The 26,534-nt window shown below is 71.4% G+C and carries 22 protein-coding genes; 14 read left to right on the top strand and 8 right to left on the bottom strand.

The features are described 5' to 3' along the window. Positions 1–22: 22 nt before the first annotated feature. Positions 23–637 carry a TetR/AcrR family transcriptional regulator gene (locus tag E5671_RS38335; protein ID WP_336605970.1) on the bottom strand — a complete coding sequence of 205 codons (615 nt, stop codon included), beginning with the start codon at positions 635–637 and terminating at the stop codon, positions 23–25. 24 nt (positions 638–661) lie between these two features. Next, on the bottom strand, positions 662–1,840 hold the full coding sequence (locus tag E5671_RS38340; protein WP_160508757.1) for a glutamate dehydrogenase: 1,179 nt from the start codon (positions 1,838–1,840) through the stop codon (positions 662–664). Positions 1,841–1,949: 109 nt separating this feature from the next. Here E5671_RS38340 and E5671_RS38345 point away from each other — a divergent pair, with 109 nt between their 5' ends. After that, a complete protein-coding gene (locus E5671_RS38345; protein ID WP_160510681.1) occupies positions 1,950–3,194 on the top strand; it encodes an MBL fold metallo-hydrolase in 1,245 nt (414 codons plus the stop codon). Positions 3,195–3,263: 69 nt separating this feature from the next. Here E5671_RS38345 and E5671_RS38350 read toward each other — a convergent pair whose 3' ends face one another. Continuing rightward, positions 3,264–3,812 (bottom strand): YciI family protein, encoded by a 549-nt coding sequence (locus E5671_RS38350; RefSeq protein ID WP_160508759.1) that lies wholly within the window; start codon positions 3,810–3,812, stop codon positions 3,264–3,266. Positions 3,813–4,088: 276 nt separating this feature from the next. Here E5671_RS38350 and E5671_RS38355 point away from each other — a divergent pair, with 276 nt between their 5' ends. The 5 genes from E5671_RS38355 to E5671_RS38375 all read left to right on the top strand — a co-directional run bounded on the left by E5671_RS38355 (position 4,089) and on the right by E5671_RS38375 (position 7,898). Continuing rightward, a complete protein-coding gene (locus E5671_RS38355; RefSeq protein WP_160508761.1) occupies positions 4,089–5,879 on the top strand; it encodes a sensor histidine kinase in 1,791 nt (596 codons plus the stop codon). 67 nt (positions 5,880–5,946) lie between these two features. Next, positions 5,947–6,381, top strand: a complete 435-nt coding sequence (locus E5671_RS38360; RefSeq protein WP_160508763.1) for a roadblock/LC7 domain-containing protein — start codon at positions 5,947–5,949, stop codon at positions 6,379–6,381. 2 nt (positions 6,382–6,383) lie between these two features. Then, positions 6,384–6,755 carry a DUF742 domain-containing protein gene (locus E5671_RS38365; protein WP_160508765.1) on the top strand — a complete coding sequence of 124 codons (372 nt, stop codon included), beginning with the start codon at positions 6,384–6,386 and terminating at the stop codon, positions 6,753–6,755. Continuing rightward, positions 6,733–7,329: a GTP-binding protein gene (locus E5671_RS38370; protein WP_160508767.1), complete on the top strand. Its 597-nt coding sequence runs from the start codon at positions 6,733–6,735 to the stop codon at positions 7,327–7,329. Before E5671_RS38365 ends, E5671_RS38370 begins: the two co-directional genes overlap by 23 nt. Then, positions 7,326–7,898: a GAF domain-containing protein gene (locus E5671_RS38375; protein ID WP_160510682.1), complete on the top strand. Its 573-nt coding sequence runs from the start codon at positions 7,326–7,328 to the stop codon at positions 7,896–7,898. The genes E5671_RS38370 and E5671_RS38375 overlap by 4 nt, the downstream gene beginning before the upstream one ends. Positions 7,899–7,925: 27 nt before the next feature. Here E5671_RS38375 and E5671_RS38380 read toward each other — a convergent pair whose 3' ends face one another. Both E5671_RS38380 and E5671_RS38385 read right to left on the bottom strand, forming a co-directional pair. Further along, a complete protein-coding gene (locus E5671_RS38380; RefSeq protein WP_160508769.1) occupies positions 7,926–9,815 on the bottom strand; it encodes a DUF2264 domain-containing protein in 1,890 nt (629 codons plus the stop codon). A 65-nt stretch (positions 9,816–9,880) separates the two neighbouring features. Beyond that, a complete protein-coding gene (locus tag E5671_RS38385; protein ID WP_160508771.1) occupies positions 9,881–12,322 on the bottom strand; it encodes a polysaccharide lyase 8 family protein in 2,442 nt (813 codons plus the stop codon). Between the two features lie 346 nt (positions 12,323–12,668). Here E5671_RS38385 and E5671_RS38390 point away from each other — a divergent pair, with 346 nt between their 5' ends. From E5671_RS38390 to E5671_RS38420, 7 genes are all read left to right on the top strand, one after another. Next, positions 12,669–13,946 carry a serine hydrolase domain-containing protein gene (locus E5671_RS38390; RefSeq protein WP_237330328.1) on the top strand — a complete coding sequence of 426 codons (1,278 nt, stop codon included), beginning with the start codon at positions 12,669–12,671 and terminating at the stop codon, positions 13,944–13,946. 264 nt (positions 13,947–14,210) lie between these two features. After that, positions 14,211–15,662 carry a M1 family metallopeptidase gene (locus tag E5671_RS38395; RefSeq protein WP_160508773.1) on the top strand — a complete coding sequence of 484 codons (1,452 nt, stop codon included), beginning with the start codon at positions 14,211–14,213 and terminating at the stop codon, positions 15,660–15,662. Then, positions 15,659–17,902: a right-handed parallel beta-helix repeat-containing protein gene (locus tag E5671_RS38400; protein WP_443032759.1), complete on the top strand. Its 2,244-nt coding sequence runs from the start codon at positions 15,659–15,661 to the stop codon at positions 17,900–17,902. The genes E5671_RS38395 and E5671_RS38400 overlap by 4 nt, the downstream gene beginning before the upstream one ends. Before the next feature lie 56 nt (positions 17,903–17,958). Next, positions 17,959–19,146, top strand: a complete 1,188-nt coding sequence (locus E5671_RS38405) for a Gfo/Idh/MocA family protein (RefSeq protein WP_160508775.1) — start codon at positions 17,959–17,961, stop codon at positions 19,144–19,146. A gap of 122 nt (positions 19,147–19,268) precedes the next feature. Next, positions 19,269–20,297 carry an L-threonine 3-dehydrogenase gene (tdh, locus tag E5671_RS38410; protein WP_160508777.1) on the top strand — a complete coding sequence of 343 codons (1,029 nt, stop codon included), beginning with the start codon at positions 19,269–19,271 and terminating at the stop codon, positions 20,295–20,297. A 43-nt stretch (positions 20,298–20,340) separates the two neighbouring features. Next, on the top strand, positions 20,341–21,540 hold the full coding sequence (locus E5671_RS38415; RefSeq protein WP_160508779.1) for a glycine C-acetyltransferase: 1,200 nt from the start codon (positions 20,341–20,343) through the stop codon (positions 21,538–21,540). A gap of 103 nt (positions 21,541–21,643) precedes the next feature. After that, positions 21,644–22,543, top strand: coding sequence for a LysR family transcriptional regulator (locus E5671_RS38420; protein WP_160508782.1), 900 nt, complete (start codon positions 21,644–21,646; stop codon positions 22,541–22,543). Between the two features lie 33 nt (positions 22,544–22,576). On the opposite strand, the gene E5671_RS38425 is transcribed toward E5671_RS38420, so the two are convergent. The 3 genes from E5671_RS38425 to E5671_RS38435 all read right to left on the bottom strand — a co-directional run bounded on the left by E5671_RS38425 (position 22,577) and on the right by E5671_RS38435 (position 25,447). Further along, positions 22,577–23,854 (bottom strand): RICIN domain-containing protein, encoded by a 1,278-nt coding sequence (locus E5671_RS38425; RefSeq protein WP_160508784.1) that lies wholly within the window; start codon positions 23,852–23,854, stop codon positions 22,577–22,579. A 280-nt stretch (positions 23,855–24,134) separates the two neighbouring features. Then, positions 24,135–24,665: a hypothetical protein gene (locus E5671_RS38430; RefSeq protein ID WP_160508786.1), complete on the bottom strand. Its 531-nt coding sequence runs from the start codon at positions 24,663–24,665 to the stop codon at positions 24,135–24,137. Between the two features lie 11 nt (positions 24,666–24,676). Next, the gene (locus E5671_RS38435; protein ID WP_160510685.1) at positions 24,677–25,447 is read right to left on the bottom strand and encodes a TSUP family transporter; all 771 of its coding nucleotides are present in this window, start codon (positions 25,445–25,447) and stop codon (positions 24,677–24,679) included. A gap of 90 nt (positions 25,448–25,537) precedes the next feature. On the opposite strand from E5671_RS38435, the gene E5671_RS38440 reads away from it, so the two are divergent. Further along, positions 25,538–26,464, top strand: a complete 927-nt coding sequence (locus E5671_RS38440) for a LysR substrate-binding domain-containing protein (RefSeq protein ID WP_160508788.1) — start codon at positions 25,538–25,540, stop codon at positions 26,462–26,464. The last annotated feature ends 70 nt before the right edge of the window (positions 26,465–26,534 follow it).

A 26,534-nucleotide genomic window follows, 5' to 3' on the forward strand; every position in this document is an offset into this window, starting at 1 on the left:
GGCGGCTTCGTCGCGTGCGGGGTCAGCCCGCCGGCGATCCGGCAGGGGCCAGGCCCAGTTCACGGCTCAGGGCCTCGTCCACCCACGCCAGCGCGCGGACGCCGGGCAGCGCGTCCTCGTAGGTCGTCATCTGCACCGCAAGGCCGTCAAGCAGGGCCGTGAGGCGCAGGGCAGTGGCCCGGGGGTCGGCGCAGGTGAACTCGCCTGCCGAGACACCCTCCCCGATGACCTCCGCGAGGGCGGCCTTCCACTGCTGGTCCAGGTCGCGCGTCACCGTGCGCAGGGTGGGCTCGCGCAGTGCGGCGGACCAGCCCTCGATCCACAGGCGCCAGCCCTTGGCCTGGCCGGTGGGGGCGTACCAGCGGACGGCGGCACGCAGGCGGCGCAGGGCCGTGGTGCGGCGGCTCAGGATGGCGCGGAGACGGGCAAGGTCGCCCTCCGCGGCGTGCGTGAAGGCCGCTGCCACCAGCTTCTCCTTGGTGGAGAAGTGGTACAGGACCAGCGCGTTGCTCACCCCGAGGGCCGCGGCCACGTCCGCGATGCGCACGGCCGCCACGCCACGCGCCTCGATCTGTTCGACGGTGGCGGCAAGCAGCTCCGCCCGCCGTTCCGCCACGCTCAACCGCACTCTCGCCACGCCGGGCAGCCTATCCACCTCCCGCTATGCGTTCGCGTACCAGCCGAACCGCTCCCCGATCACCGGCAGCCGGTCGGCCACCAGCGCGTGGGCGGCCGCACGCGGCGTCGTGCCGTCGGCCTCCGCGCGCCGCAGCACCACGTCGACCAGGGCCCGCATCGAGCGGCGCGTGTGCGCGAAGGCCTCGTCCGCGTCGGGCCCGATGTCGCCGAAGAGCGTCCACCACCACCAGGCGTTGGTACCGGAATTGACGACGACGTCCGGCAGGACGGTGACGCCGCGCTCCGCGAGGAGGCGCTCCGCCTCGGGCAGCACCGGCATGTTGGCCGCCTCCGCTATCCAACGGGCCGTGATGCGCACCTGGTTGTCCTGGTCGATCGTGTACGACACCGCCGCGGGGACCAGGATCTCCGCCTCCGTGGACAGCCAGGCCTCACCCGGCAGCTCGCGGTCGCCGGGGCGCAGGGCCGAGCGGTCCACCGTGCCGTGCGCGTCGCGGGCGGCGAGCAGTGCCTCCACGTCGAGTCCCGCCGGGTTGGCGATCGTGCCCTTGATGTCGGCGACGGCCACTGTCGTCAGACCCGCGCGCGTGAGGAAGCGGGCGGTCGCACCGCCCATCGTGCCCAGGCCCTGCACGGCCACGCGCGCGCCCGCGTGCGCAAGACCCGCGCGGTCGAGGGCCGAGAGAATCGCTTCGGCGACTCCGTGGCCGCCGACCAGCTCGTCCAGGCCGATCCCGTCGACCTCCACGGCGAACGCGTCCGCCAGGCGCCCGCGGGCCGTCTTCTCGTCGTCCAGGAGCGGGTAGACGGCCTGGACGCAAGAGATCAAGCCTGCTTCCGCCGCCGCCTCGTCGACCAGGTCCTGGGTCAGTCCCAGGTCCTCGCCCGTCGTCCAGGAGCTCTCGATGTACGGGCGCATCGCCTTCAGGTAGCGGACCAGGACGTCGTACGCCTCCGGGGCGCGCGGGTCGCAGTCGATGCCGCCCTTGGCGCCGCCGAGCGGGATGTAGCGGGCGCTGGGGTCGTAGTGCAGGGCCTCCTTCATCGTCATCCCTCGGGCAAGGCCCGCGACCTCGTCGAGGGTGCAGCCGGGACGCATCCGGAGACCGCCGCTGCAGACACAGCGTACGAGACGGTCGATGACCAGGAAACCCCGGTGGCCGGTGATGTGGTCGGTCCAGGTGAGGGAGAGAAGGGGCATGGAGCGGACTCCTACTGAATGGGGGATCAGTAGGAGTACATCACGCGCCGACGCGTGCGTGGCCGGTGCGGACCCCTCCGGACGGCCGCTGTCGGAGGCGGCGCCCATAATGGAGATCTGCCTACCCCTTCCAGGAGGTGCTGTGTCCCGTTCGCTGAGCTCTGGGCTCCGCTCGCTCAGGACCGCGCCCTTCGGTGCGGATCCGGCCGGTGAGCGGCTCGCGAGGATCCACAGATCGCCGAACTTCGCCGACGGGTCCTTCCAGAACCCCGAGGGTGCGCGGACCCGGCCCACCGGTTCGACGCTCGAATTCGCGAAGATCTACTTCCGTAAGGAGGAGCGGATCCGGCGCGGCCCCACGGGCACCGTCCCGGTGCACGCCACGACCCTCGCCGACCTCGCGAGGCCCCCGGTCGGCGGATTGCGGATCACCTGGATGGGGCACTCCAGCGTGCTCGCCGAGATCGACGGGCAGCGGGTGCTCTTCGACCCGGTCTGGGGCGAGCGGTGCTCGCCCTTCTCCTGGGTCGGACCCAAGCGGCTGCACCCCGTGCCGGTGCCGCTCGCGGCGCTCGGCCCGGTGGACGTCGTGGTCATCTCGCACGATCACTACGACCACCTGGACATGCCCACCATCCGGGCCCTGGCAGGGACGGACACGGTCTTCGCGGTGCCGCTGGGCGTCGGCGCCCACCTGGAGCGCTGGGGCGTCCCCGCCGACCGGCTGCGCGAGCTCGACTGGAACGAGTCCGCGAAGGTGGGCGGCCTGACCCTGACGGCGACGCCCGCGCGCCACTTCTGCGGCCGCGGCCTGCGCAACCAGCAGCACACGCTCTGGGCGTCCTGGGCCGTCGCGGGACCCGAGCACCGGATCTACCACAGCGGGGACACCGGCTATTTCACCGGCTTCCGGGAGATCGGCGCCGAGCACGGGCCGTTCGACGTCACGATGATCCAGATCGGGGCGTACAGCGAGTTCTGGCCCGACATCCACATGACGCCCGAGGAAGGGATGCGCGCGCACCTGGACCTCCAGGGCGGGCGGCCCCACGGTGTGATGCTGCCGATCCACTGGGGCACGTTCAACCTCGCGCCGCACCCGTGGTCCGCGCCGGGCGAGGGCACGGTCGCCGCGGCGGGCCGCCTGGGGGCGAAGATCGCGCTGCCTGTCCCGGGTGAGCCGTTCGAGCCCGCTTCGGACTCCGTTCCGGCGGAGCCGTGGTGGCGCGGCGTCGCGATCGAGCCGGATGGCGGGTGGTCGCTTCCGGATGTCACCGCCGCTGCCGCCGAGCTCTCCGCCCCCACCGGGCGTACGGAGGGCACCGGGGAGCCGGAGGCGGCGCGGGTCGGCTGAGGTCGTTCGGTCATACGGGAGGCGTCGGCCACACAGGAGGCGTCGGGCCCCTGTCGGCTCGTCGGCTCGCTAACGTCGGCCGCCGAACTCCCAGTCGTGCACCTCGATGCCGGCGTACCGGTCCGGGGTCAGGACGGCGCGTGCCGTCGCCGGGTCCGGGGCCCGGACCAGCGCCGCCGTGCCCAGCCAGTCGGAGCCGTCGTCGGACAGCAGCGGCCCGTACGCGATCAGTTCATCGTCGGCGGGCGGCACGTCGAGGTCGGCGGCCCCGCCCGAGCCGAGGCCGATGACCAGGTAGCGGTTGCCCCCGGTGGCGCCACCGGGGAAGTCCCACATGGTGCGCCGCAGCGTGTTGCGCCACCGGCGCAGCAGCACGTCCCGGTACGCGCCCGCCTGGTAGTTGGGCTCTTCGAAGGCGAACGCGCGGGCGGCGGCGGGGTCCGGCAGGTCGACGATGTGCACGCTGCCGCTCGGCGTCTCGCCGTCGGCGGCGAAGGTCGGCCCCCGTGCGATCAACTCCTCCGCGTACCGGTCCATGTAGGACCAGTGGTCCTCCAACAGCTTCTCGCGCAACGCCGTCGAGCCGGGCCGGTCGCGGTGGTAGCAGAAGAACTCCATGGCACAGACTCTCGCCGACGTACGGCGGAGGCTCAACAGGATTCCCTCCCCGAATTCGGACGGCCGTGCGACGCGTCATACCAGAGCGGGACGCTGGGTGCCGGACTTTGTCAACTGCCTCCCGCACATGAAGCGTTGGTGACTACCGTGAGTGTCCACCGGTCGACGCAGGGATCATGGCAGCGGTCCTGCCTGTGCCCTCCCGACCGGTACGGCGATGCCGCGAAGCCATGCGTCGCGCGCCCGTCGGAGCCCGCTCCCTGACCGAGGACGCTGATGTCTCACCTCCGTGCACCGGCAGCCCGCGCAGACCGCCGTGAGGGCGGGCGGCACGGCAGGCCCGGGAGCCGACCCGTCACGGTGCTGCCCGAGGCCCGGATACGACCCCAGCTCCTGCGCATCGCCGTCCTGCCCGCCGTCGCTGTGGCGCTCTGCGCCGGTGCCGCCGTGCTGTTCATCGTCCGGTCGGCCCCCCGCCCGCCCGAACCCGCGCTGCTCCTCATCCTCGCCGCCGCCGGGGCCATCAGCCTGGCCAGCGTCGTCATCGCGGCCGTCGCCGCCGACCGCACCGCGGCCTCCGTACGCGAACGGGTCGGCACCCTGCGCCGCACCACCGCGCGCGGACAGGCCGAGCTGCGGGAAGTCGTCGAGAAGCTGCGCCGCGGCGACGGCCCGCCCGCACACAGGACTCCCGCCAGATCCGCCGCGGAAGGCGACGACTTCGGGCTGCTCGCCGTCGAGCTGTCCCGGGCCCAGGACGTCGCCGTCACCGCCGTCGTGCAGGCCTCGCAGCTCTCCAGCCACGCGGGCAGCGAACAGAAGGTCGAGGTCTTCGTCAATCTGGCCCGGCGGCTGCAGTCCCTCGTACACCGCGAGATCTCGATCCTCGACGAGCTGGAGAACGAGGTCGAGGACCCGGAGCTGCTCAAGGGCCTCTTCCACGTCGACCACCTGGCCACCCGCACCCGCAGGCACGCCGAGAACCTCGCCGTGCTCGGCGGCGCCATGTCGCGGCGCCAGTGGAGCAACCCCGTCTCGATGACGGAGGTGCTCCGCTCGGCCATCGCCGAGGTCGAGCAGTACTCACGGGTCAAGCTCGTGCCGCCGATCGCCGGCACCCTGCGCGGCCACGCCGTCGCCGACGTCATCCACCTCCTCGCCGAACTCGTCGAGAACGCCACGGTGTTCTCCGCCCCGCACACCCAAGTCCTGCTGCGCGCCAACCTGGTGACGGCCGGGCTCGCCGTCGAGGTCGAGGACCGCGGCCTCGGCATGCCGCTGACCGAGCAGAACAAGATGAACCACCTGCTCGCCGACCCGGACCAGGTCAACGTCGCGAGCCTCCTCCAGGACGGGCGGATCGGCCTCTACGTCGTCTCCGCGCTCGCCCGCAGGCACGGCATCGCGGTCCGCCTCCAGACCAACATCTACGGAGGCGTGCAGGCCGTACTGATCCTGCCGCAGGGCCTGTTGGGTGCCGAGCCCCAGAACGAGCCCGTCGCCGCGGGTCGCCCGCAGCGGGCCCCGGAAGCCGCACCGCCGGTCACTCACGGAGGTGCACGCGAACCGGCCCAGGCGCCCGCACCGGCTCCCCACCCGGAACCGGTGGCCGTGCCCCGGCAGCCGCAGCGGGACGTGCCCCCGCCCCCGCCGCCCGCCGCACGGCACGCTCCCGTGGCCCACGGATCCCCGCCCGCCCCGCTGCCCGTACGGGGCAGGGAGGGCAGGCCGACGCCGGCCGAAGCCGTGCCGGGGATCCGGCCGGAGGACCGGCAGGCCGCCGCCGAGAACGCCTGTGCGCCGCCGACCCCTCTCAACGGCGGCGCCGTACGCGGCCGGGTGGGAAAGCCCCAACTGCCCAAGCGGCGCGCCCAGGAACACATCGCGCCCCAGTTGCGGGACGCGCCGTCGCCCCGCCCGGAGAGCGAACACCACGTCGGGCACGACCCGGGCCTGATGGCCGCCTTCCAGCGCGGCATCGGACTCGCCGCCGCGCAGGAGCCGCGCGACCCGGCACCCGGACCGGACCTCGACGCCCCCCGCGACGGGGGCGACCAGGGTGGCTGAACCGCACCACCCCGCCAGCACCACGTCTGCCCCGGCAGACCCTCGTACCTCAAGGAGTCGATCCACCATGGCGAGCGATGCGCCGACCGGGCAGGTATCCGACCTCGACTGGCTGATGAGCGGACTCGTGCAGCGCGTGCCGCACACCCACAGCGCGGTCCTGCTCTCCTCCGACGGGCTCGTGAAGTCGGTCCATGGCCTCGACCCGGACAGCGCCGACCACATGGCGGCCCTCGCCTCCGGGCTCTACTCACTGGGGCGCAGCGCGGGCATCCGGTTCGGGGACGGCGGCGACGTACGCCAGGTCGTCGTGGAACTCGACTCCACCCTCCTGTTCGTCTCCACGGCGGGCTCCGGCACCTGTCTCGCGGTGCTCGCCGGGCGCGACGCGGACGCGGCGGTGCTCGGCTACGAGATGACGATGCTGGTCAAGAGCGTGCGCCCCTACCTCCTCACCGCACCTCGGCAACCCGCCGGTGAACCCGCCCCGATGAGGCATTGAGCGTGGCGGCCCCGCACGACGGGCCATGGCTCGACGAATCCGCCGGACGGCTCGTCCGGCCCTACACGGTCAGCGACGGGCGGACCAGACCGACCGCCCAACTGGACCTCCTGACCCAGGTGATGGCCACCGGAGGCCCGGTCACCGGCTACCTCGGGCCCGAGCACACGGAGGCGCTCGGGCTCTGCGCGGCACCCACATCGGTCGCGGAGATCGCGGCGCAGCTGAAGCTGCCGGCGGTCGTGACCAAAGTGCTGCTCTCCGATCTCGTCGACTGCGGGGCGCTCACCCTGAGAGCCCCGGACTTCTACCACAACCCCACCGACCGGTCCCTGTTGGAGGCAGTGCTCGATGGACTACGACGACAGCTCTGACCCCTTCCCCACCGCACTGAAGATCCTGGTCGCGGGAGGTTTCGGGGTCGGCAAGACGACCTTCGTGGGCGCGGTGAGCGAAATCGCGCCGCTGAGCACGGAGGAGCTCCTCACCACGGTCAGCGAGGGCACCGACGATCTGTCGGGCGTCGAGAACAAGACCACGACGACCGTGGCCATGGACTTCGGGCGCATCACCCTCGACCCGGAGCACGTGCTCTACCTCTTCGGAACGCCCGGCCAGGAACGCTTCTGGTTCATGTGGGACGAACTCTCCGAAGGCGCGCTCGGCGCGGTGGTCCTCGCCGACACCCGCCGCCTTGAGGACTGCTTCGCGGCGGTGGACTTCTTCGAGCAGCGCGGCATGGGATTCATCGTCGCGATCAACGAATTCGACGGCGCCCACCGCTATGAGCCCGAAGAGGTGCGTTCCGCCATCGACCTGGATCCGCAGGTGCCCGTCGTGCGATGCGACGCGCGGATCTCCAGTTCGGGCATCGCCACCCTCCTCACCCTCGTCAAACACCTCCTCGCCCACGCCCCGGCCGCCCCGAGCTACGGAGCCCACACCTGATGTACGACTCGACCGCACCCCTGCTGCTCACTCCCGTCGACACGGAGGCGCCGAGCCGGGTGCGGCGGCTGCGCAGACTCGGCATAGGACTCCGTCCGGACGTCGCCTTCGACGCCTTCGCCGACCGCCTGGCCGAGGTCACAGGAGCGCCGTACTCCATGGTCAACTTCATTGACGAGAACCGGCAGTTCTTCGCGGGCCTGCACACCCCTGACGACGACGGCGCCGGCTCCGAGCTGACCGCCACGGCGGCCGCGGAGAACGCGGCGTTCCGGTACATGGCGCGCGATTACGGGTACTGCCCGCATGTGATCGTGCGGCGCAAGGCCCTCGTGCTGGAGGACGTCTGCGACTACCCGCGCTTCGCGGGGAACCCGGTGGTCGACGAGATCGGCATCCGCTCCTACCTGGGCGCCCCGCTCATCGACCGCACGGGCATCGCGCTCGGCACCATCTGCGTGGTGGACGTCGAGCCCCGGCCCTGGGGCAGAGCGGGTCTGGAGACGATCAAGGCGATGGCGGCGGAGCTGATCGAGCAGATTCACCGCCGGGAGGACGGCGGGATCTGACGGCGCGATCTGGCGCCCTTTTGACGCTCACACCTCCAGCAGGGTGCCGTCGGGGAAGCGGACGCGGACGGTGTCGCCGTCCACCGTGCAAGTGATGGACTCCCGCAACGCCGTTGGCTGGACGGTGTCTTGAGACAGTACGACCAGGGTTACGTGGGTGCTCTCGCCGCCCGCGTGGCCGGCGAAGGTCAGATACGGCGTGGCCGAGTGCGGTCCGTAGGCATTGGCCGCCACCTCCCGGGCGATGCCCGCCGCCCCCTCGTCCCAGCCGTGGAGCGCGACGACGGCACTGGTCAGCCCGGCTTCCGTACGGGTGAGGGCCCAGCCGGGCCCCTGCTCGGCGTACGGCTGTGCCTCGTCGGCGACCGCGTAGCCGCCCTCGCGTACCGTCACGCCTGCCGGGGCCTCGACGCGGTGGACGCGGATCTCCCAGGGGCCGTGCAGCGCACTGGTCGACGCGATGGGGAACTCGCCTTCGATACCCGGCAGTTGTGCGTCGTGACGGGAGGAGGCCACGCGTCCCTCGCACCGCACCGGGTGGATGCGGCGGCGGCGTGAGGGAGAGCCGTCCGGCGCGAGGAGCGCGAGGTGGTTGTCAACGGTGCGTTCCCATGCGCTCGGGGCTGTCTCGGGGGCGGTCGCCGTGGAGTAGCCGAACTTGGCGTAGTGCGGGTCGTCGGCCGCGGGGCCTTCCAGGGGGTTGTGGTCGCTGCCGTGGTTGATCAGGCGGACGATGCCGTCGTGCCGCGTGCCGTGCAGGAGCCAGCCGGGCTGGGGGAGCGCCGTGTACTGATCGGACTCCTCGACGGGCAGCGGGAGTTCGCGCTCCGTCCACACCGGGTGGTCGGCGGGCAGCAGCAGACCGAGGAAGCCCTTGCTCGCCCAGTACGGGGACGCGGGACCCGAGTAGGCCTGGGTCGACGGCAGGAACGTCCCGTACCAGCCGAGCGGAAGCAGCCCGCGTTCGTCGGGGACGCCGCGCTCCACGAAGTGCCGCGCGGTGCCGGACGCGAGGCGCCGGGTGAGGCCGGGGGCCAGGGGCGTGCAGTCCGCCAGGGCGCCCATCCAGACGGGGGCGGTCGCCGCGAAGCGGTACGTCAGGGAGCGGCCCTGGTGGACGGGGGCGCCGTCGGCGCCGAAGAAGTGCGGGTAGATGGCGAGGAATTGGGTCAGGCGTTCCCTGTAGACCTTGGCGCGCCCCTCGGTGTCCTGGCCCGCCATGCGTGCCCAGAGCAGGGGGTACAGATGCATCGCCCAGCCGATGTAGTAGTCGAAGTTCCGCCCGTCGCCGTCGCTGTACCAGCCGTCGCCGCGGTACCAGACCTCGATGCGGTCGAGCCCGCCGTCGATGTCCGCCTTGCTGTACGGGGCGCCGACGGAGGCGAGGAACTGCTCGGACACCACCTGGAAGAGACGCCAGTTGTTGTCCCAGGTCTTGCCGCCGACGAAGCCGGAGAACCAGTCGACGACCCGCTCCTGGACCCGGACGTCGAGCTTGTCCCAGATCCAGGGGCGCGTCTCGTGCAGAGCGATCGCGATCGACGCCGCCTCCACCATCTGCTGCGAACAGTCACTGAGTTCGGGCCAGGCCTCACCGCCGGCGGCGTCGCGGTCCGTGCCCGTTGTCAGACCCTGCGCGTAGCGTTCGACGAGGTGAGGGTCCACCTCGCCGCCCGCTCCCGCGATCCGGAAGGAGGCGAGGAGGAATGACCGTGCGTATCCCTCAAGACCGTCCGACACGACCCCTGACCAACTGCCACGCCCCGGCAGTCGGTACTGCGCGAAGTTCGGCGTCGCGTACGGGACGAGCGCCTCCAGCTGCCGGTCGGCGAGCGCCTCCCAGTGGGAGCGGGTCCAGCCGGTGAGCGGGGAGAGGACCCGGTCGGTGGGCGGCAGGGCCAGGTGCGGTGCGGGCATGGCGGATCCGTGCTTCCTAATCCGTGCTTCCTATGGGTGGGTCTTCCGGGGCGAGGGCGCGCCGGTCACCTCAGGTGTGCTGTGTGCGTGTGGCCTCGAGAGCCCTCGACGCGGACGGTGGCGACGGGGCGGCGGCCCGGGGCGACCGTGACCGTGTCGTCGGCGCGGACCACCTTCCGTACGGGGAAGGGCAGTTCCAGGGTGACCGTCGTGCCGGTGCGGCCCGGGTCGGCCACGGCCAGCGATATGCCGTCGCCGCCGCGTCGCGTGATCACGGTGCAGGGGCCCGAGGCCGTGATCCCGGCCGCGCTGCCAGGACCCCAGAAGTGCGCGGTGAGGAGTCCGTGACGGCGGGCCTCGACGGCCTGGGCGGTGGCGTTGTTGGCGACGATGCGGACCGGCCGTGAGCGGGCCCAGACTGCGGTCGCGGTGGCGCTCGCGCCGGGGAGGAGGACATAGGCGTACGAGGACGCGGCGGGGGAGACACCGTGGTCGAGCCACAGGGTCAGATAGCGGCGGGTGACCGGAGCGGTGCTGCCTCCGGTGTCCGCGCCCGTGTTGATCGCCCGCCAGGTGCCGGTCCGTGTCTCGCGCAGGGCGTTGAGGCGGGGGCCGTCCTGGCCGGGGGACGGCTGGGCGGGGTCGTCGGGGAAGACGTAGCCGCCGGTGCCGTCCAGGTGGGCCCAGCGGGCTCCGGGCAGGGGCGCCGACCAGCCGGTGTGCGAGGGCTTGCGCCGTCCGTCGACCGTGAGCCGGGGTGCGCCGTCCTCGTACAGGTTCCGGTTCTCGACGACCGTCTCGATGGTGCGGCCGTCGCTCGCGGTGATGTCCGCGCCGAGGGCGATGACCGCGTTGTCCAGGAAGAACCACGCCTTCCTGGCCCGCAGCGTGCTGCCGTCGGCGAGGAGTTCCATCGCGGAGGCGCCGAACCTCCCGTCGAGCACCGCGCCGCCCGCGACGGCGTTCTTCGGCCGGTAGGTCCCCGTACCGCCGCCCGTGCCGATGTCGGCGCGCTTGCGGGTGTCCACGGTGGTGCCCGGCAGGCGGTATGGATCGACCGTCGCCCAGAAGCCGTCCCCGAACTGCCCCAGGTCGTCGCCGTCGTACAGATAGGCCATGCCGTCGCCGGTGTACCAGCCGTGCAGGTTCTCGCCGTTGCCCGCCTCGTACGCGGCGATGCGCTTCGAGGAGAGCGAGAGCGTGAGCGCCCAGCCGGGGCGGCGGTGCACGACGCGGTCCATGTCAGCGAATGCGAAGTGCCCGGTGAGCCGGTCGGTGGCCGGTACGGCGGGGTCGTCGAGGACGGCCTTGGCACGGGCGAGAGCGGGGACGCCCACGAGGCTCAGGTAGGGGTGGGTCTTGTTGCGGCGGATCCATCCCTTGGCAAGGGCGCGCCAGCGTTCGGCGTACGCGGCGGGGGCTCCGTTCGCCAGCTGCAGGATGTTGGTGATGGCCGCCGCGCCGTCCTTGTGGTCCGGTGCCTTCTCGCGGGAGGTCGCACGGCCGCGCACCGCGTCCATCATCAGTCCGTCGAAGACCACCGGCGAGAAGGTCCGGTCCACCGCCTCGTACAGCACGGACGTCTTCGGGTCGGTGACGGCCCACTCGGAGTCCGCGAGCAGCGCGATCAGCTGTCCCGCGCTGCCGAGCAGGACACTGCCGTACGTACCCGTGTACGCGACGGAGCCGTGCTGCACGAACGACCCGTCCTCGTAGAATCCGTCGCCCGAAGTGACGTACGTGAACAGGCTGTTCCTGCCCTTGTCCCGGACGTCGGACAGACCGTCGCGTGCGAGGGCCAGCGTGGCGGCGTCCTTCGCGAGGAGGCCGCGCAGGGCCACGATGACGGCCTTGTCGGCGCGGTTGGCGCCCGTCTCCGACAGGGTCTGGGCGTTGGTGCGGCGGTCCGGGTCCGGGCAGAACTTCGCCACCGTGGAGACGTACTTCGCCAGGTCGGCCGCGGGGACCTTCTCGCGCAGCAGCACGCATGTGTCCATCAGGGCGCGGGGTGCGCCGATCTCCCAGAACCACCAGTTTCCGGATTCGGGGCGACCCGGGTTGTAGGCGTCGGTGTGCAGGAAGCGCAGGGCTTCGAGCAGGGTGTCCGCCGCTTCGGCGCTGTCGCTGAGGGAGGTGCCGGGTGTGGCCCAGGCCGTCGCGATCGTGCGCAGCCGGGTGTAGCTCTGGCCGAAGTTGCCCGGGTCCTTCGCGGGGGAGAGGTCGGCCCACAGCGCGCTGCGGCCCGCGGACCGGTCCAAGCCCCGCCACCAGCCCGCCGCCTGGGTGTCAAGGACCTTCAGCGCCGCCGCGAAGTCCGGGTCGGCGGCGTCGAACTCGCCGCCGGTGAGTTGCGCTGCCGCGCGGGTGAGCAGGGTGCCGAACGGGTCCGCGTCCGGGGCGGCCCACGCCGTGCCGCCGGCGGCCGGGGCCACCAGGGCGGATGCGGCGCTCGCGGCGAGGAGGGTGCGGCGGCTGGGACCGGTGGAGCCGGAGCGGGGCGTGCGCATGGGGAACTCCCGTGAGGCGTCGGGGCATCGGGGCGTCGGGTGTGCGGGGTGTTCTGGGTGTGCAGGGTGTTCGGGGCGCGGGGGAGTGAGGGCAGTGCGGGCTGGTGTGATGTCGCGACAGCATGTAAGCGGTTGCTATGCCGCGCAAGAGGGCCGGGAATCTTTCTACGTTCTTTCTGTCCCTGCATGGCCTCGGCAAGGGGCCGTCGAGGGTTAACCGGTTACTTCACCGCGCTCCTGCGGTACGTGCTCGGTGGTTCACGTACCGTCCCCTAGGTCGTGTCCCCGATGCCTTTCCGGGACATTCCCGATGGTGTGGGGATGGGGCACTTGGTCAGCTGTTCTCATGAGCCGTCAACAGTCCTCTCGTGGACTCCCCAAAGCCCTTGCCGTCGCAGCCGTCGCCCTGGGAACGCTCACCGCCGCCACCGCCGCACCGGCCGCGCCACCCCGCCATGCTCCGCCCCGATCGCACCCGAACGCCCAGGCCGAGCACGCGAAGACCCAGGCCGAGCACGCGAAGACCCAGGCCGCGCACGCGAAGACCCAGGCCGTACTGAACGAGATCGTCGCGCAAGGCACCCCCGGCGTCATCGCCCGGATACGAGACGCGCGCGGTGTCTGGGATGGCCGGGCCGGTGTCGGTGACCTGGTCACCGAGCGGCCGAGGAGCACCAGCGAGAAGTTCCGTATCGCCAGCGTGACCAAGACCTTCACCGCCACGGTGCTGCTCGGGCTCGAAGCCGAGGGCAGGATTTCGCTGGACGACAGCGTGGAGGAATGGCTGCCCGGGGTGGTGCGCGGCAAGGGCTACCGGCCCGGGAACATCACCGTGCGGCACCTGCTCAACCACACGAGCGGCATGTTCGACTACAACATGGACGAGGGCTTCCGCGCCCTGTACGCGGGGGACGAGTTCGACCGGAACCGCCACACCAGGTGGTCCCCGGAAGAGCTGGTGGACATCGCGCTCGCCCACCCGCCCAACTTCCAGCCGGAGCAGGGCAGCAGGCCCGGCAGGCCAGGCAGGTGGGACTATTCCGACACCAACTACATCCTCGCCGGCATGGTGGTCGAGAAGGCCACCGGCGGCACCTACGCGCAGGCGGTCGAGCGTCTTGTCATCCGGCCGCTCGGCCTGCGCGGCACGAGTGTGCCAGGCGCCTCGCCCCGACTGCCCGCCCCCCACGCGAGGCACTACTCCACGCTGTTCGAGGACGGGCCGGAGGCGAAAGTGCGCGACGTCACCGAGTTCAGCCCCACCGTCGCGTTCTCCGCCGGGCAGATGATCTCGACCGTCGGAGACGTGAACACCTTCATGTCCAAGCTGCTGGCCGGTGAGCTGCTGCCGCCCGCCCAGCAGCGTCAGCTGCTCGACGCGGTCCACGTCGACGGGGACAAGGGACACGGTGGTCCACAGGACCGCTACGGCCTCGGCATACGGCAGTTCAAGCTCAAGGAGGACTGCTGGGCGTGGGGCCACGGCGGCATGATCCCCGGCTCCGCGACCCGGACGCTCGCCTCGGCGGACGGCCGGCGCGTCATGACCATGAACCGCAACGGCGACTGGGGCGAGCAACGACTGGAGGACGCGGCCGTCGAGACCGAGTTCTGCGAGCTCTGACAGCCCTGTCCCACAGTGCGGGTGAACCCACCTCTACGGAGAACACGCGCCGCGGTGGGACGGCGGCACGAGACGGCGGCACGAGACGGCGGCACGAGACGGCGGCACGAGACGGCGGCACGGGATCGTGTGCCGCCGCCCCCGATCAGTAAGCGCGTACGGAAAAGTGCCGACAGGTCGAGGGAGTGGCCGGTGATCTCGCCAGGTAAGCGGTGTGTCACGGGTGTTGACGCTGACGGTAAGCGATTACTACGTTGCGGCTCCATGGCTGAGAACAGGACCCGAACCGCACGTGCCGCGACAGCGGCTGCGGCCGCTGCCGCCACCCTCGCGCTCGCCCTCCCCGCCCACGCGGCGCCCTTCGACCCGACCCCGGGCGCGGACGGCGTCGGCGACCCCCTCTTCCCGACCCTCGGCAACGGCGGCTACGACGTCCGCCACTACGACCTCTCCTTCGACTTCACGCCGGTGACGTACGACTTCACCGGCACCATGAGGATCAAGGCGAGAGCCACCCAGGACCTGTCGTCCTTCAACCTCGACGTCGACTCGCTGGCCATCGACGCCGTGAAGGTCAACGGCAAGAAGGCCGCGTGGGCGATCACGCCCGGTCAGAGCGGTCAGGAGCTCACCGTCACCCCGGCGGGCGGCCTGCGCGACCGCCGGACCTTCGACGTCGAACTGACCTACCACGGCAACGGCAGGACCAAGCCGATCAGCCAGCCGGGCTGGCGCTACATGTCCGACGGTGGCTTCGCCTCCGCCGCCCAGGCCTCCCGCGCGGACACCTTCGCGCCGGTCAACGACCACCCCTCCGACAAGGCGACCTGGTCCTTCCACCTCACCGCCCCCGACGGCTGGACGCCCGGCGCCAACGGCAACCTCACCGGCACCCGCGACGCGGCCGGATCCAAGAAGACCTGGGACTTCACCCTCAAGTCCCCCATGGCGCCCGAGCTGTTGGGCATCTCCGTCAACAAGCAGACCTACCTCTACGGACGCGGCCCGCACGGAGTGAAACTGCGCCACCTCATCCCCGAGGACCAGCAGGCCAAGTACAAGCCCATCGCCGAGGAGACCGGCGGGCAGCTGGCGTGGCTGGAGAAGACCCTCGGTGTGCGCTACCCGTTCGACACGTATGGGGTGCAGATCGTGCGGGACGGCTACAGCGACGCGTTGGAGAATCAAACCCTGTCACTCTTCGGACCGTCGTGGTTCGACCGGCCCACCTACTCGACCACCATGATCCATGAGCTGACCCACCAGTGGTTCGGCGACTCCGTCACCCCCGCGACCTGGCAGGACGCCTGGCTGAACGAAGGACCTGCCGTCTACTACGCGGCCGTGTGGGCGGATGAGAAGGGCTTCCAGCCCATCGAGGAGAAGATGAAGACCGCGTACGCCAAGCTGGACGCGGTCCGCAAGACCGACGGACCGCCCGGAAAGCCCACCGGGCTCGGCGGCTTCAACATCTACGACGGCGCGGCGGTCTCCCTCTATGCCCTCAACCAGCAGATAGGGAAAGAGAAGTTCGATGCCGTCATGAAGTCGTGGCTGACCGAGCACCGGCACGGCAACGCCTCCACCCAGGACTTCATCGACAACGCCGTCGAGGTCACCGGCGACGACTCGGTCGGCACGTTCCTCGACCATTGGCTGTTCGACCTCGACAACCCGCCCATGCCGGGCCACCCGGACTGGGGTGTCGCGAAGTGAAGCGGCCACACATGACCGCGGGGGTGCTCGCCGTCGCGGCCGTCGCAGCGTTCATCGCCCCGCAGAGCGCCGCTCAGGCCGTCCAGGCCACCCCGGGCCCCAAGATCCTCCACGCTTCCCCGAACGGCTCGGGAGCGTCCTGTACCGTCTCCCGGCCCTGCTCCCCGCAGGCCGCGCGTGACGCCGCCCGCTCTGTCAGCGGACGCGACATACGAGTCGAACTCGCCGACGGCACCTACGAGATGAGCGAGCCGCTGAAGCTGGGGGCGGCCGACTCCGGGCGCGACGGCCACACCGTCACCTGGACCGCCGCGCGCGGGGCCGAGCCCGTGTTCTCCGGCGGCCGGGCGCTCAAGGGATGGTCCGAAGCCGCCGACGGCACCTGGACCGCCGATGTCCCCGAAGGGGTCACCCCGCGCCAGCTGTTCGTGGACGGCGAGCGGGCGGTACGCGCGCGTGGCGAGGCCTGCGCGGCGACCACCTGCGACGCGACGAAGACCGGCATGACGGGGGCCACCGCCACCGGGATCGACAAGTGGCGGCGCCCTACAGACGCGGAAGCCGTCATCAAGATCCGCTGGCGCGACTACCACTGCCGGATCGCCTCCGTGGACGGCGACCGGATGACCTTCGCGCAGCCCTGCTGGACCAACTCCGCGAGCAGCACGAACCGTACGGGCCCCGCCTGGGACTCCACCACCGTCGACTCGTCGCGCTACTCCGGAGTCGCCTTCTTGGAGAACGCCCGCGAACTCCTCGACAAGCAGGGCGAATTCGTCTGGGACGCCGATGACCGCACCGTCACCTACCTCCCGCGCAAGGGCGAGGACATGCGGCGCGCGGGCGTGTTCACCCCGGTGACCGAGCGCCTCATGGTCCTCGACGGCGCCCACGACCTGCGCGTGCAGGGCATCGGCTTCGCCTACGCGGCGTACGGCCAGCCCTCCACCGACGAGGGCTACGCGGGCACCCAGGCCGGTCTCACCCTCACCGGAGCGACGGGGCCGGTCGATCACGCGGGCCGCCACTACACCAAGCCGAGCGCGGCGCTGACGGTGCGCGGAGGTCGCCATGTGAGCGTCAGCGGGGCCGAGTTCACGCATCTGGGCGGCGCCGGAGTCATCCTGGAAGCGGGCACCAAGGACACGTCGGTCACCCGCTCCCGCTTCACGGACCTGTCGTCCGGCGCCGTGTACGTCGGCGACACCGAGCCGAAGCCGGAGGCCGAACTCGGGGGCGAGCGGAACACCGTCGCGTACAACACGATCCGCCGCACCGGAGTCGAGTACACCGACGCCGTGGGCATCTGGGCCGGATACGAGGCCGAGCTGACCGTCGACCACAACACTCTCGACGACCTGCCCTACTCGGGGATCTCCGTCGGCTGGGGCTGGAACCAGCCCGAGGCCCAGAAGTCCGTGCTCCGCGACAACCGGATCACGCACAACCGGATCACGAACGTGATGCGCGTCGAGCACGCCCAGCACGACGGCGGCGCCATCTACACCCAGGGCGCCCAGCCCGGCACGGTCGTCTCCGGCAACTACATCAACCGCTCCGCCTACGGGAACACCGAGCGCGACGGCAACGGCATCTACCTCGACGAGCAGTCCTCGTACATCCGCGTCGAAGGCAACGTCATCACCCGCGTCGGCTACAAGTGGGTCTCCAACTGGGCCGATTACGGCATCCAGAACCACGCCACCGGCAACTGGACCGACACCGACGCACCGGCCCTCACCGGCACCGGATCGACGATGGAGGGCAACCACACCAAACTCGACCGGCTGCCTTCGCGTGCGCTCGCCGTGGCGGCCCGCGCGGGTGCGCACGGAGGGCCGGCCGAGCGGCTGCGCCCCGACCTCGCCCGCGCGGGCACGGCGTCCCAGTCGTCCACGGACGGCGCGGCCGAGGCGGCGTACGCGACCGACGGGGACACCTCCACCGACACGCGCACGCTGTCCGAACCGGGCGCCTGGTGGCAGGTCGACCTCGGCGACGCGCGGCGCGTGGGGCAGGTCGAGGTCTGGAACAACACCTCCATGGCCACCGCCGACTTCGACGTGCAGCTCGCGAGGAGCGCGGACTTCTCCGACGCCACGACCCTGCACGTCACCGGGCGAGCGCTTCGGCCCACACTCCTCGACACGGACACGGAAGCCAGATACATAAGGATCAAGCGCACCGGCACGGCACGCGTGGCGCTCGCCCACGTACTCGTGCACCCTGCACGTACATAGTCAACACCCGCACGCGCACAGGTATGTGCACAGGTATCGGTACGGAAAGGCACACCATGACCGACCTCCGTCTCGGCGTCCTCGGCTACGGCTTGCGCGGTTCGCTCGCCCGCACCGCACACCGGCCCGGCGCGGGCTCCCGCGTCACCGCGCTCGCCGACCACGACGTCACCGCGCGGACGGAGGCGGCCGTGGCCTTCCCCGGCGCCCTGATATCCACCGACCACCGCAAGGTCGTCGAGGACCCGGACGTCGACGCCGTCGTGATCCTCACCCCCGACCACACCCACGCGCGGCTCGCCTGCGAGGCGCTGCGCGAGAAGAAGCCCGTCTTCGTGGAGAAGCCACTCGACATCGCCATCGAGGCCTGCGACGAGATCCTGCGGACCGCCCACGAGACGGGAACGCGCCTCTACGTAGGCCACAACATGCGCCACATGCCCGTGGTCAGGCTGATGCGCGACATCATCCGGCGCGGAGACATCGGCGAGGTCAAGACCGTCTGGGTCCGCCATTTCGTCGCCTACGGAGGCGACTGGTACTTCAAGGACTGGCACGCCGAACGGCGGCACACCACCGGCCTGTTGCTCCAGAAGGCCGCCCACGACATCGACGTACTGCACTGGCTCGCCGGCGGCTACACCCGCCAGGTGCAGGCCCTCGGCGACCTCATGGTCTACGGGGACAATCCGCACCGCCGTGAGCCGGGCGAGCCGAAGACGGACGACTGGTACACCAAGGACGGGCACTGGCCGCCGCACACCCAGCGCGACCTCAACCCCGTCATCGACGTCGAGGACGTCTCCCTGGTCAACATGCGCCTCGACAACGGGGTGTTGGCCTCCTACCAGCAATGCCACTTCACCCCGGACTACTGGCGCAACTACACCGTCATCGGGGACGCGGGCCGTCTGGAGAACTTCGGCGACGGCCCCGGGGGAGTGGTGAAGGTCTGGAACGCGCGGCGCTCGGCCCATCGCCCCGAAGCCGACGCCGAGTACGCGGTGCCCGACGCCCAGGACGAGGGCGGGCACGGCGGCTCCGACCCGCTGCTCATCGAGGAGTTCGTACGTTTCGTGCGCGAGGGAGGGCGCACCGACACGTCGCCGGTCGCGGCCCGGATGGCGGTGGCGGCGGGCGTGCGCGCGACGCAGTCGCTCCGGGACGGCGGTACGCCGAGGGAGGTGCCGGAGCTTGATCCGGAGCTCGTCGCCTACTTCGAGCGGGGTCAGACCCGGCCCTGAGGGAGAGGCCTGAAGGAAAGCTGCGGCGGCGCTTAAGAAATCCTCGATGGACCAGGGCGCCGCCGTAGGGAAGATTCCTGTGTCGTCGGTGGAAGAAGCGACGTACGACAGGAGCCGTTGCGTTGAAGGCGCTGGTCAAGGAGAAGGCGGAGCCAGGGCTCCGGCTGATGGACGTACCGGAGCCGGTCATCGGCCACGGGGACGTCCTGATCAAGGTGCTCCGCACCGGGATCTGCGGCACCGATCTGCACATCCGGGCCTGGGACGGCTGGGCGCAGCAGGCGATCGCGGCGCCGCTGGTCGTCGGGCACGAGTTCGTCGGCGAGGTCGTCGAGACCGGGCGTGACGTCGCGGACATCAAGATCGGCGACCGGGTCAGCGGCGAAGGCCACCTCGTCTGCGGCAAGTGCCGCAACTGCCAGGCGGGCCGCCGCCACCTGTGCCGCGCCACGGTGGGTCTCGGTGTCGGCAGGGACGGGGCGTTCGCGGAGTTCGTCGCGCTGCCCGCCGCCAATGTGTGGGTGCACCGCGTCCCCGTGGACCTCGACGTGGCCGCGATCTTCGACCCGTTCGGCAACGCGGTGCACACCGCGCTCTCCTTCCCGCTGGTCGGCGAGGACGTCCTGATCACCGGAGCGGGACCGATCGGCCTGATGGCCGCGGCCGTGGCCCGGCACGCGGGCGCCCGCAACGTCGTCATCACGGACGTCAGCGAGGAGCGCCTGGAACTCGCCCGCAAGGTCGGCGCGAGCCTGGCACTGAACGTCGCCGAAACCTCCATCACCGAGGGACAGCGCCAACTGGGCCTGCGCGAGGGCTTCGACGTCGGCCTGGAGATGTCCGGCAACCCCGTCGCGATGCGCGACATGCTCGCCAACATGACGCACGGCGGCAAGATCGCCATGCTCGGTCTGCCGGCCGAGGAGTTCGCCGTCGACTGGTCCCGGATCGTCACCTCCATGATCACGATCAAGGGCATCTACGGCCGCGAGATGTTCGAGACCTGGTACTCGATGTCCGTGCTGCTCGAAGGCGGCCTCGACCTCGCCCCCGTCATCACCGGGCGCTACGGCCACCGCGACTTCGAGGCGGCCTTCGACGACGCGGCGAGCGGCCGCGGCGGCAAGGTCATCCTCGACTGGACCCACTGACCCACCGGCTTCCCGACCTCCCGGACTCCTGAAGGAATCAAGCATGTTCGACTCCGTACGCGACGACCTGCGCACCACCCTCGACGAGATCCGCGCCGCCGGCCTGCACAAGCCCGAGCGCGTCATCGGCACCCCGCAGTCCGCCACGGTCTCCGTCACCGCGGGCGGCCGCCCCGGCGAGGTGCTGAACTTCTGCGCGAACAACTACCTCGGCCTCGCCGACCACCCCGAGGTGATCGCCGCCGCGCACGAGGCACTGGACCGCTGGGGCTACGGCATGGCGTCCGTGCGCTTCATCTGCGGCACGCAGGAGGTGCACAAGGAGCTGGAGGGGCGCCTGTCCGCGTTCCTCGGCCAGGAGGACACGATCCTCTACTCGTCCTGCTTCGACGCCAACGGCGGAGTCTTCGAGACGCTGCTCGGCGCCGAGGACGCGGTCATCTCCGACGCGCTCAACCACGCCTCGATCATCGACGGCATCCGGCTGAGCAAGGCCCGCCGCTTCCGGTACGCCAACCGCGACATGGCCGACCTGGAGCAGCAGCTGAAGGAGGCCGCCGAGGGCGGCGCGCGCCGCAAGCTGATCGTCACCGACGGCGTCTTCTCCATGGACGGGTACGTCGCCCCGCTGCGGGAGATCTGCGACCTCGCCGACCGTTACGACGCGATGGTGATGGTCGACGACTCGCACGCCGTCGGCTTCGTCGGCCCCGGCGGTCGCGGCACCCCCGAGCTGCACGGCGTCATGGACCGCGTCGACATCATCACGGGCACGCTGGGCAAGGCCCTCGGCGGCGCCTCCGGCGGCTACGTCGCCGCCCGTGCGGAGATCGTCGCGCTGCTTCGCCAGCGCTCGCGCCCTTACCTCTTCTCCAACACGCTCGCCCCGGTGATCGCGGCGGCCTCGCTGAAGGTCATCGACCTCCTGGAGTCGGCGGGCGACCTGCGGGAGCGGCTCGCCGCGAACACGGCGCTGTTCCGCTCGCGGATGACCGAGGAAGGCTTCGACATCCTGCCCGGCGACCACGCCATCGCCCCGGTGATGATCGGTGACGCCTCGGTCGCGGGACGGATGGCCGAGCTGCTCCTGGAGCGCGGCGTGTACGTGATCGGCTTCTCGTACCCGGTGGTGCCGCAGGGCGCGGCCCGCATCCGCGTCCAGCTGTCGGCCGCGCACTCCACGGAGGACGTGAACCGCGCGGTGGAGGCGTTCGTGGCCGCGCGGGCGGAGCTGGACGCCTGAGTGAGGGTGCCCCTGAGTGAGGGTGCCCTTGAGTGAGGGTGCCTGAGACCCTTGGCTGGACCGCTGGTGTCGGTGGGGCCCGTGGTTTGGGACAATCGACCCCATGATCGAAGCGCGGCGGCTGCACATCCTCCGTGCGGTGGCCGACCACCGCACGGTCACGGCCGCTGCCGCCGCGCTCTATCTGACGCCGTCCGCGGTCTCCCAGCAGCTGACCGCCCTGGAGCAGGAGACGGGCCACCGCCTGGTCGAGCGAGGTGCCCGCGGGGTCCGGCTGACGCCGGCGGGCGAGATCCTGCTCTCCCACACGAACGCGGTCCTCGCCCAGCTGGAACGGGCCGAGGCGGAGCTCGCCGCGTACAGCTCGGGCGCGGCCGGGACGGTGACGGTGGCGTCCTTCGCCACGGGGATCGCCCTGGTGGTCGGTCCCGCCCTGGCCCGTCTCGCGAACGCCGCGCCGGGGATACGGGTGCGGGTCCAGGACGCGGAGGGCGACGCCAGCCTGCCGATGGTGCTCGACCGGCAGGTGGACGTCGCCGTGGCGGTGGAGTACCGGGGAGCGCCGGGCGCGGACGACCCGCGGCTGACGCGCGTCCCGCTGTACGCGGAACCGTTCGACGCGGTGCTGCCGGAGACGCATCGCCTCGCGGAGGCGGAGCGTGTGCCGCTCGCGGAGCTGGCCAAGGACGCGTGGATCGGGCCCTTCGTCGGCAACCCCTGCCATGACGTGGTGATCCTCGCCTGCGAGGCGGCGGGCTTCCAGCCCCTGCTCGAACACTGGTCGGACGACTTCCGGGCTGTGGTCGCCCTGGCGTCGGCGGGCGCGGGCGTCGCCCTGGTGCCTCGGTCGGCGCTGCGGGGCATGGACGTCTCCGGGGTGGTGATCCGCCCGGTGGAGGGCGTCGCTCCCACCCGCCGCGTCTTCGCGGCGGTGCGGTGCGGTGCGGAGGAGCATCCGCTGATCCGCCCGGTGCTCGACGCACTGGGCGAAGCGGCGGGGTGACACCACCGGGCGGTCGTCACATCCACGTGGTGGCTACATCCAGAGGCCGTCCAGGAACGGGTAGGCCTCGGTGAGCCTGGCCGGGCCCTGGATGAGTTTGTCCTCGGAGACGACGACGAACTCGTCGCCCTTGGTGAGGAAGTAGTGCGCCGTGGAGTCGGAGACGGCCGTGGCCGCCGCGTCCGGCCCGAACCCGAAGGCATCGGGCGCGGCCGTCAGCAGGAACTGCTGGTGGGACGAGCCGCGTGCCAGGTCGACCCTCGTGGGGTCCATGGTGCAGCTGTCCTTGCGGCCGAAGACCACGAGCCTGCCGCCCTCGGCACCGAAGCCGGTGACGTCGCACAACTCGCCGACCGCCTGTACGAGGCCGGGGTGCAGGATGCTCTCCGCGTCGTGGACGGGGCCATGGCCCTTGTCGGAGAACTCGACGGCCTGGTCGCGCGTGAAGCCCAGATAGGTGTGACCGCCTCGCTTGGCGGCAGGGCCGACGGCGTCGAAACCGTCGCTGAACGGCTTGGGCAGGTGCGGGAACTGATCGGCGATCTTCCTGGGCCCTGCCTCGATGCCGCGCCGCTTGGAGAAGCGGATGAACTCGTCCCCGCGGAAGCCCTCGAAACGTACGTAGGGCGTATCGCTGTCCGGGATCGCCTTGGCCGCGGCCTCGAAGATCCCGCCGCCCGCGTCGAGCGCCTGCTTGGCAGCGCCGCTCAGGGAGCCGAGGACCGAGCCGAGGATGCCGCCGCTGGAGGAGACCACGGTGGCCGTCAGCGCGTCGAACGCCGTGGTCTCGCCGCGGCTCTCCACCCGTTCGAGGCGCCATTGCTGAGCGGGGCGGGCCTCCGCGGCGGGCTTGGCCGCCTGTTCCAGGGTCGCGTCCGGCGCGTTGCTGTCGTCGTGGACGGACAGCAGGTGGCCGCTGTTCACGTTGACCAGCGTGTACCGGTCGTCGCCCGACGCCACCGGCCGCCACAGCTGGGACACCAGCAGATCCTGCCGGGTCTCCGCCGGGCACTGCTGCACCGGCGAGCCCGCGCGGCCGCGGCCGGTCATGATGTCCATGCGCAGGGCGCTGTGCACGTTCTGCAGCGTCCAGGCGCCCTCCTTGGCGGCGTTGGGCCGCAGATGCCACAACTGGCTGTGCCGGGCGGTTCCTTGCGGGTGCAGCTCCTGCTGCACGATCGGGACGCTCTGCGCGGTCTTGGCCCCTCGCACTCCCGCGTACAGCCCGCTCGCCTCGTTCTTGAGCAGGTAGATCCCCTCGGACAACGCATCGGATGACGCACCGGACAACGCATCGGATGACGCAGACATTGCCAACCTCCGTGGAAGACGGACAGCGATCCCCCGAAAGCAGTGATCCCCCGCGTGTGCGCCTCACAGAGTAGGAGCTGGGCCCGATTACCGATACGGGTGGATTTCGGCTGCTATTTACCCCTCAATTACCGGGACTTGGGGCAGTCATCCGCACGGGCGTACCTCCAGGTGGGCTCAACTCGACGCGCCGGTACGCCAGTTCGTGGGAGGCGCGGCAGGTCGGAACGTGCCTGTAGTGAGCGGGCCGGTTCTCACTCGTGAGCGATCCGATCCCGTATCAACTGCCGTGCGGCGCGATCCATTTGCGGCTCCGCGCAAGGCCGCCGGAGACCGGCGCGGGCCCCAGGCCGTCGTCCCCGTCCTCGTGGCGCAGGACCCAGTCGTCGAGGTCACGTGCCGCCTCCAGCGGATTGCCCGCCGCGTACGCCCGCCACCAGCCCGCACCGTCGAGTGCTCCGGTGGCGGAGACTTCACCGGGGGAGCGCGGTTCCTCCCGGAAGCAGGACTCGGCGACGGCGAAGCGCGCCCGCGCCGTGCGCGCGTCCACGCCCAGGACGTCCCCGATGAGCTGCCAGCTCGCGCCGCCGAGCCGCTCGCACACGGCGGCGGCCTCGAAGAAGCGCTGCGCGGCCCTGAGCACGTGGGCGGCGTCGGCAAGGACCGCTCCGGGGGAGCGCGCGGTGCCGTCGGGGTGCAGCTCGTCTTCGCCGATGGGTACGGCGCCGCGCGCGAGCCCGGCCAGCTCGCAGGCCTCGTAAGCCATCGCGAGACGCGCTCGGGCCGCGTCCGTGTAGTCCTCGTCCGCCATGTCGATCGTCCTCAACCGCGCACGTCGCGCACGAAGTAGAGGACGGTCATCGTCACGGCGGTGGTCAGGATGATGCTCCGTAGCAGCCGGTCGGAGAGGCGGCGTGCGAAGTGGGCGCCGGTGAAGCCGCCTGCCAGCGCGCCGACCAGCATGGTGGCGAGGATGAGCGGAGAGCTCAGCGCGTCCGATGCGACGAGGAGCAGCGCGGTCGCGCTGAGGTTGATGGCCGCGATCTGGGTGACCCGCATCGGATTGCTGACCGCGGTGTCGAGGCCGAGGCCGATGCCCCACAGGGCGAACATCATGATGCCTACGGCGCCGCCGAAGTATCCCCCGTACAGAGCGAGGAAGAACTGGCCGATCAGGACGGCCCGGGAGCTGATGCTGATCTCGCGGCCGAGCGCGCCGCTCACCGCACGGGAGACGCGCCGACCGAAGGCGAGCACCACCGTGGCGAACGCGAGCAGCCACGGCACCGCGGCGTCGAACGACGCGGCGGGGAGCGCGAGGAGCAGGGCGGCGCCGAGCCCGCCCCCGATCACACTGATGGCCGTCAGCGCCTTGGTGGACGCCGCCCCGACCGGGGCGAGTTCGCGTCGGTAGACCCATCCGCCGGCCACCGCTCCCGGAACGAGGGCGATGGTCGACGACGCGTTCGCCGTCACGGGCGACAGGCCGACCGCGACCAGGGCGGGCAGCGCCACGAACGTGCCTCCGCCGCCGACGGAGTTCAAGGCTCCGGCGGCGGTGCCTGCCACGAGAACGAGGAGTATGTCTGCCACTGCCACCCGCCGAGCATCGCCCCGTGGCCCGTGGGCCCACAATGCGTTATCGGTGTACCCAGCCTAAGGCTGTGCCATAGGCTCACGGGGGTGCGCTATGACCTGGACGATCTGCGGCTCTTCCTCGACATCGTGACGGAGGGGTCGATCACAGCGGGCGCCCGCCGGATGCATCTGAGCCTGCCTTCGGCCAGTGCCAGGGTCCGCTCCCTGGAGCAACAGGCCGGTGTGGCGCTGCTGATCCGCGGCCGCAGGGGAGTGCGCCCCACCCCGGCGGGGAGCACGCTGGCCCGGCACGCGCGCGAGGTCCTCGCCCAGACGGTACGGCTCGAGAGCGCGGTCGCGGGCTACACCCGGTCCCCCGCAGCTCCGCTGACGCTCCTGTGCGGCGGTTCCGCGATGCACCGGCTGGTGCCGCGCGCCCTGATCTCGTTCCTCCGGGCGCACCCGGACGTCGACGTCACGGTGTCCGAGAGCCGTACGCCGAAGACCGTGCGGAGGCTCGCGGACGGCGAGGCCGACTTGGGTGTGGTCGTCGACGACGAGGCACGCGACTGCGGCCTGGCGATGGAACCCCTGGGCGACGACTCCCTCGTCGTGATCGGCCAGGCGGGCGGGATCCTCGCGGGCCGGACCGAACTGACCTACCGCGAGGCCGCGGAACACCCGCTGGTCGGCCTCTCCGCCGACTCCTCGCTGGGGCGCTGGATCGAGAAGCACCTCGGCCCGCACGCACCGGTGGCACGCCACCGGACCAGCGTCGCCCACCTCAACGCGGTCGTCGCCCTCGCGGCGGCCGGCGTGGGCCTCGCGGTGGTACCACGCCGCGCCATCGACCCGAGCCGGCCCCTCGACGTCTGCGAACTACAGGATCCGTGGGCCCGACGGCAGCACCTGCTGGCGTGGGGCGCCAAGAACCCCTCACCGCCCCCGGCGACGGAAGCGCTCGCCGAACACTTGCGGCGTGCGGCGCGGGCTGAGGATGGGGAGGCGTGGACCCGTCGTGGTCTGGAGTGAGCGGATCGGGCTGGGCAGGGCCGGGCCGGGAGGGATTTGCTGTGGCGTAAGAGGCGGACCCACGCGATCG

Origin of the sequence: Streptomyces sp. BA2, assembly GCF_009769735.1 — a bacterium.
In the GTDB taxonomy this organism is placed as follows: Bacteria; Actinomycetota; Actinomycetes; order Streptomycetales; family Streptomycetaceae; genus Streptomyces.